This window comes from Endozoicomonas sp. ONNA2 (assembly GCF_024606365.1).
Taxonomy (GTDB): Bacteria; Pseudomonadota; Gammaproteobacteria; order Pseudomonadales; family Endozoicomonadaceae; genus Endozoicomonas.
In genome coordinates this window covers 1-3,062 of the sequence record NZ_JAHHPO010000620.1, presented here as the reverse complement: position 1 = coordinate 3,062, position 3,062 = coordinate 1, and the positions used below count along the sequence as shown (strand labels likewise).

Annotated in this window: 2 protein-coding genes; one reads left to right on the top strand and one right to left on the bottom strand. The window is 45.9% G+C overall.

Features of this window, described 5'->3' with window-relative positions; translation table 11 throughout:
• Window positions 1–270 precede the first annotated feature (270 nt).
• A complete protein-coding gene (locus KDK14_RS10915; protein WP_257265139.1) occupies window positions 271–2,085 on the top strand; it encodes a hypothetical protein in 1,815 nt (604 codons plus the stop codon).
• 139 nt (window positions 2,086–2,224) lie between these two features.
• Here the strand turns inward: KDK14_RS10915 and KDK14_RS10910 are convergent, their stop codons facing one another.
• Complete coding sequence (locus KDK14_RS10910; protein WP_257265138.1) at window positions 2,225–2,761, bottom strand: hypothetical protein; 537 nt, start codon at window positions 2,759–2,761, stop codon at window positions 2,225–2,227.
• Between the last annotated feature and the right edge of the window lie 301 nt (window positions 2,762–3,062).

Here is a 3,062-nt window from a genome sequence, read left to right as displayed (position 1 = left end):
CACTCTGCTGCGTTGCAACTCCGGTCACATAGCTAAGGCTATGCTCCCTACGTTGAGCCTTGCATAGTAACTGTCCACTTAGCCAGAAATATACGATTCCATTTGGCCAACTACTTGGCAGGCTTATGACTTACATTGGGACCTCCCATCATTTTCTTTCTCTTGAAGGAAGGCAAGGCAAATCAGAAAAATACTACCGGGCTGATTGAACTTATCCTCGTATGAGTACTCTAAAAACATTATTTAGAGCTTACATTGTCTGGAAATATTGTGGATTTACAAAGGAGTGCTACTACTCGTAGCGGCAATCAACAAACAGTATCAAATTCTGAGAAACCTGAAACTTCAGGGGTCAGAGCGGGCCGGGGTGTCAAAGTCCATAATGATTTTGCCGAGTCACACTGCAATTACCCGTCATCTGGCACTGGTCCATTAACGCGAGGAGTATCAGAGTATAACCCCTGCGTTGTCAGAGATGGTATCAGAGGCCATGTAGATAAGGGCATGAAAGCCTCGCCCGAGTTTTTCATATATCTGGAAGAGATCAGGTCGCTATTAGCTGACCCCTTGACTGAAAAGAATATCGATAAAATTGGCGAATTATACCAACGCATCAATCAATGCGATTTCTTCACTGAAGAATTGAAGGCGATGAATGATTTGAAAAAAAGGATATCCTCCTGCTTTTCAGATTATGTGGAACAACAAAAAACAGAGCTGGTGAAAAGCCTGAAAACCTGTTTTAGCAGTAGCAGCAAAGATGATCAACTTAAGGCTGATCAACTTTATGAGCAATTTACGGGTAATATCAGACGTTTATTTTCCAAATTTTCACCGCCATTACAGGAGTTGTTGCACGAGGTTGGTATAACCATTGTGTCCAGTCAGCTGGGCCAGGGTGTAAAACAAAAACTGACTGAACAGCTTCGCAATAATGTCAGCTCTGAACACCAGGTGAGAAATCAGAGTTCCGACGTGCTGGGGCAACTCAGCGAGACTGCCCATATTGCCACGATGCTTGCCGAACGTAAGGGAAAACACAAGCCTGCGGTAATTAACAATTATCTTGAGAGACTCTCGGTGCTCAGTCGCCCGGGGATAAGCCTGACCAATACAGACCTCCGTTTACACAAGCAAGCCCTGGAGCTGATCGATTCGGCAATGACGGAGACAATAGCAATAAATCCGGGTTCGGAGGCTGAACATTACTGGCATCACATGCTGTTTGAGGCGGTCCTTAATGCCCGTTTTTCCTCCCGGTTTATGGCTGAAAATCACCAAGTGATTTCAACATTACCACCCCATGAATGGGGCCCGGAAGAGCTGGAGGGGCTGATCACTTATTTAATGTATACCAATCAGTCCCTGGGCTATTGTTCGGAAGAATTTAAGTCATTACTGACCAGATGGGTAGGCTTTGACAACAGCCAACCTGCTAAAGCCGCCAGCGGTTATGATGACGAAGACGATTGCCGGGCTGGAGAGCATGACGAAGCACCCAGCGAAGCAGAAAAAGAATTAACCGAACAGGAGCGTACCAGGGAACTTAATCAATTCAAGTACGTTGCTGTTCTTGAAGCCTTAGGAGAGTTCTATCACCCTAACTACGATCAAAGCTATTCTGACTGGCACGTCATTGTTGAAATGCTGCTGGGTCAGCGGGCGTTTGTAAGCCCTCATGCCAGAAAGGCGATCAAATTTTTGGTTGATTTATCAAAAGAGGGCGCCATGGCTGCTAATTTGAATTTTTTCGATATTACCAGAAATATGGCAAACGCTCGCAGAACGCTAGACCAGGTGATGACCCAAATCAGGAAATGGCAACCGGACAAGATGGATATCCGTCAAAATGGTCATCACAGCACTGTATCCATCCGGCTCTGGAAGGCTGGCAAAATAGTCTATATCTGTGAAGTGTATGCGGTCACCCCGAGGGGAATACCCTTTGAAAGCATTGCCATGGGTGTACAGATTATGTGTGGCAAGGAGCGAATGGAAGATCATTTGTTCACCCATGCGGGCAGAGCCATAGGGTTTCGATACTACGAACCCGGTATGCTGGTTAATCCTGCATCCAGGAACTGACCCATGCTATTCTCCAACCTTCGTCCTGATAGTTCGGCCAACAGAAATTTAACGAATCTCACGGAATTCTCCATCCATAGCCGCTTGGCAGTGGGGCGGCCATCCGCTTGGCGATGGGAGTATGTCACAGGCTCAATTATTACTTCTGAAGATTTCGTATCAACAAACTGACGCCTTCAGCTAACTCCCCAATGGCATGGGGAGCATACGCAATTTCCAACCACCGTTCTCTTTGATGGGAAGAAGGATAAAACACCCAGCAAAGCTGCTCCTGCCAAGAGCAATCAGATTCCAGCTCATAGTGAATGCCGTATACCGGCAGGCTTTTGTTAGCTATCTGCATACCGTATCTACCCTGTTCACTGCGGGTAGCAACAATGGTTCCTTCCTGGTTGGCATGAATTTGATAGACCATCGTGGGTTTCTGACTTTCGTTCCTGCCATAGACAGCGTGAGCTTTTAGCAGGCTGTTGATATAGTTCTGCAGCGCCTGTTTACGACCCGGGCCGTCAGTGTTTGCTGTTAACTGTTTGGCAAATGAACCAGATTCCTCTGTGACGATCATTTTCAGGCCATTCTTGTCAGAGTATTCTGACGTCGAGGCTGGTTTATTACTGCTCGCGTTAATAAGCGCAGAAAAGGTCAAAAGCAGTAAAAAAAAGGCGTATTTTTTCATGTATCCAAATGCCCCGAATGGATGATTTGTTATTTTTACCTGCGTTGCGACCATCAGGCAGGGTTTATACTGACTCCCCCTTCTAAATATGAACTGCACAGCCATTTTGAACAACTGAATATTCTTTGGAATTCCTCGCAATACCCGAGGGCGCATGTAGTCCTGCTATTACTCGTCATTCCGACTGGCGCAGCTGTCTAAAATGACTTGTTTGATAAGTAGTTAACCAAATGAAATCATTTTCAGAGTAACTATTCTGTGAACCCAGCCAAACCAGCCCACCAAGCTGGTAAGGAATACC